This window comes from Brevibacillus daliensis (genome assembly GCF_021245735.1).
GTDB lineage: Bacteria > Bacillota > Bacilli > Brevibacillales > Brevibacillaceae > Brevibacillus_B > Brevibacillus_B daliensis.
In genome coordinates this window covers 1-3,209 of sequence record NZ_JAJISB010000033.1, presented here as the reverse complement: position 1 = coordinate 3,209, position 3,209 = coordinate 1, and the positions used below count along the sequence as shown (strand labels likewise).

Annotated in this window: 5 protein-coding genes; 4 read left to right on the top strand and 1 reads right to left on the bottom strand. The window is 32.5% G+C overall.

Annotated elements, in window-relative coordinates:
* The first annotated feature begins 251 nt into the window (after positions 1-251).
* Positions 252-578, top strand: a complete 327-nt coding sequence (locus LM917_RS19740) for a hypothetical protein (protein WP_232699448.1) — start codon at positions 252-254, stop codon at positions 576-578.
* A 41-nt stretch (positions 579-619) separates the two neighbouring features.
* Here the strand turns inward: LM917_RS19740 and LM917_RS19735 are convergent, their stop codons facing one another.
* The gene (locus LM917_RS19735; RefSeq protein ID WP_232699447.1) at positions 620-1,090 is read right to left on the bottom strand and encodes a hypothetical protein; all 471 of its coding nucleotides are present in this window, start codon (positions 1,088-1,090) and stop codon (positions 620-622) included.
* Positions 1,091-1,658: 568 nt separating this feature from the next.
* On the opposite strand from LM917_RS19735, the gene LM917_RS19730 reads away from it, so the two are divergent.
* The 3 genes from LM917_RS19730 to LM917_RS19720 all read left to right on the top strand — a co-directional run bounded on the left by LM917_RS19730 (position 1,659) and on the right by LM917_RS19720 (position 2,861).
* Positions 1,659-2,192 carry a hypothetical protein gene (locus tag LM917_RS19730; RefSeq protein WP_232699446.1) on the top strand — a complete coding sequence of 178 codons (534 nt, stop codon included), beginning with the start codon at positions 1,659-1,661 and terminating at the stop codon, positions 2,190-2,192.
* A gap of 110 nt (positions 2,193-2,302) precedes the next feature.
* Positions 2,303-2,716: an N-acetylmuramoyl-L-alanine amidase gene (locus LM917_RS19725; RefSeq protein WP_232699445.1), complete on the top strand. Its 414-nt coding sequence runs from the start codon at positions 2,303-2,305 to the stop codon at positions 2,714-2,716.
* Entirely contained in the window at positions 2,703-2,861 is a 159-nt protein-coding gene (locus tag LM917_RS19720; protein WP_232699444.1) for a hypothetical protein, read from the top strand. Before LM917_RS19725 ends, LM917_RS19720 begins: the two co-directional genes overlap by 14 nt.
* Positions 2,862-3,209 lie beyond the last annotated feature (348 nt).

Here is a 3,209-nt window from a genome sequence, read left to right as displayed (position 1 = left end):
GTAATTAAATTCAATCTTTGCAAGAAACCCCACCCTCATATTATTTTTCAAATGAAAAAATTGGAATTATTACAATATTACTCCACAAACGCTATTACCACAACCGATCTTATTCCACTATCCTGCCCGTTAACGTAATAACTCTCAGTGAGTCTAAATCTTTATTTTCTTAGTCTATAACTATATTTTCACAGTCTAATACTTTATTTTTCGAGTCTAGAACATTATTTTCAGAGTATGGTGTAATCCAGATGAATGATAATAAACTGGCAAGTAATATTTCTCTTGGATCTGCTCTCGCTGCCCTTGTGTTCGGTCTTAGTGGACAGATTGCCATCGCGGTATGTGTTGTTGGTTTGGTTGCATCTTTATCACCAAATTTGCGGAGCGATCTTAAAGATAATATGGAGGACGCGGTTAGAGACTTGCATAAAACTCGTCGTTGGATGGAAAGAAATTCGCAAATAAAAAGGATTGAGATCGAATTCCCGTTTATGGACTATGACGACATTCGCCTCATTACCGGCAAGGGATTAGCTATTCGCAGTTTCGGTAAGGGCGGCTGGACAGACGTGTAATTTAAAAAGGGGGTTGTTCGGAAGTTTATGTGGAAGATAGGTCATTTATTTCTTGCAGATTCGTAAACAGCGTGAATCTCTAGGTCTGGGTTATTTACAATTTTATATATGTCTACCTCTTCCTTAGCATTCTGATAGAACTTTATATAGTTGGTGACATTAAGATATATTGTGCCAATGTCCTGGTTATTTTCTTTCAGATCAATAGCGTATTTAGGTGATTCTTCATTTTCATTTTTCGAAACAGAATCAAAAGCATCAGATTGTCTTTTTATTTTTCGAAGTTCCATTTTAGAGAAATCATTTAGTACTTTTTGAATATCTTCGGTAGTTAGTTCTACGTATTCATTATCATTATCATTATATTTTTTGATACTCAGATAAGTGATCTTTTCTTTATTGAACCAACCAAGTTCGTCAAACGACTTTACTTTTAATCCTGGAAAATAAATAAGGTTACTGAGTGCAAAAATTCCGATGAGAGAGAAAATAAGGATATAAATTTTTTTCAAGGCTTACATCTCCTTTATTTCAATATGTGGAACCTCCTCTTGATTATTGCATTATGCATAACACAACTTGTCTTTTTCTGTGTCGTCGATTAAAGTGAACACTCTGATAATATCTACTTTAACATAAATATCCAATAGTATGACGAAAAGAAAAAATGATAAAAGCAAAAAACGGTAAATCCACTTTTGGACTACCGTCTGTACTCATCAATGTGAAATCATGTATCATCTGGTAGATGTAAAGGATTAATTATATGAAACGAATAACAAACCAAGTAATCTATGTAATGATTACTTGGTTTGTGTTATATGTACTAATTACAACCCCTGATGGTATAATTGAACTAAGTTAGCCTTCTATAATTTGGGATTTGTAGATGTTTCTTCAAGTTGTGCAGAATATTTCGAATCAAGTGATTTCCGTTCGCTTTTCAGAGAGTTTGTTGCTTGCCAATACCATTTTTGATATCTCTCTTGTCATTATAAAATCATAACTAGCCAGAGGAAAAATCATGTACCAACAGTTTAAACAGAAGTGTTATCCACCAAATACCAGGAGGATTGCATAATGAAAAAAATCGTAGTATCAGTGATTTTGTTATTGATTGGTATGTATGTGTATAGTCTTCAACACGATAAAAAATCTGCTGAATTAAAGCTAGAATCTATTGTGGGACATAATTTATTTCTTCTCTTAACTACATACGACAAAATAGATAAAATACTTAATTCAGACAAACTTAATATTGAGAGTATAAATGATATTGAGAAGAAACTTGTAGAAATAAAGGAGTATTCTACAATAATTGATAGTATTGTAAGTAATGATTCTCTGAAATCAATTGCAAACGATTGGCAAGCTATTTTTTCAAAACTTGAAAAGAACTATAGTTCAATTGGATCAAGCGAGGATAAAATTCAAGAACAAAATGAGATAAAGAGTATGATAGACGAACTAGAAAGTATCATTTATGAAACCTACTATGTTAAGGACAATGTTGAAGGCGGAAAAGCTGAAATGAATATAAAAGACTTCACCAAAATCGAAGCTTATCAAAAAAAAATGAACGAATTCTCTAAGCAAATTATAAATATGCATTAAATTAGTAAAAAAATTATAATCCCCGTTGTATTATCAATTAGATTTTTACCTTTATATATGAGAGGAAATTCTGGCCAGAATACTCCAATTTATATAAAGGTGGGATTCTAGTGGATTTGACAGGAAAAAGATTTCTTATTGACCCAGGGCATGGTGGCGATTTTCCAGAAAAAACTTACAAAAACCGTATGGAGAAGGAGATTACTTTAAAACTTAGTAAAATTCTCCGAGATATGCTTAAAGATGAAGGTGCAGCAAGAGTATTTTTGACACGTAGCCATGATAAAGATTTTGATGGTAAAGATGCAGACGACGACATTAATAAACGAGTAGACTACATTAATAAATTCCCGGGTGTCGATGTATTACTTAGTATTCATGTAAATACTGAAACTGGAAGAGCTGGTATGTTTTATCCTGTGAACGGAAAAGCCTCCAAGACATTGGCTAGAAGTCTTCAAAGAAAGTATGCAACTTATATTGCTCACGCAGGAGTTTGGGAAGGAGACTTTGCAATTAATTAGAGATACAAATGTTGCAGGAGCAAAAGTATTAATTGAACTTGACCAAATCCATAAAGGATGGCTAGATGATGAAGAGCAACTAGAGCGCGCAGCATTTTTAATTGTAGCCGGACTTTATAACTACTTCTGCGAAATGGGTATCTAAAACAATAAAAAAGGACGAGCATACTAAAAAAATGCTCGTCCTTTTTTATTCACGAAAATGCTTTATAGTAACGTTTAACATAGTAATTACAGAGACCACATTTGTTTAGGTTAGTAATCTGAATCCTAGACATTATGGAACATGTGGTATCTTAGTCAACAGGAGGAATACTACCTGTTTGTAAGTGAGATACTGAAAATTAAGAGTAGTGCAAGAGGAGAGCCTGTCTCTTTTTGTCTCTACTATAAAGTAATATGCTAATAAATTAATTTTTATTTACAATAATATACATTTTATATAAAATAATCATATAGTATTTTTAAAATAATGCCTCAAAGCAAGTGAAAA

Coding starts and splice junctions, on each gene's coding strand:
- LM917_RS19730 (WP_232699446.1), top strand. CDS start 1,659: ATGAAAAAAATCGTAGTATCAGTGATTTTGTTATTGATTGGTATGTAT.
- LM917_RS19740 (WP_232699448.1), top strand. CDS start 252: ATGAATGATAATAAACTGGCAAGTAATATTTCTCTTGGATCTGCTCTC.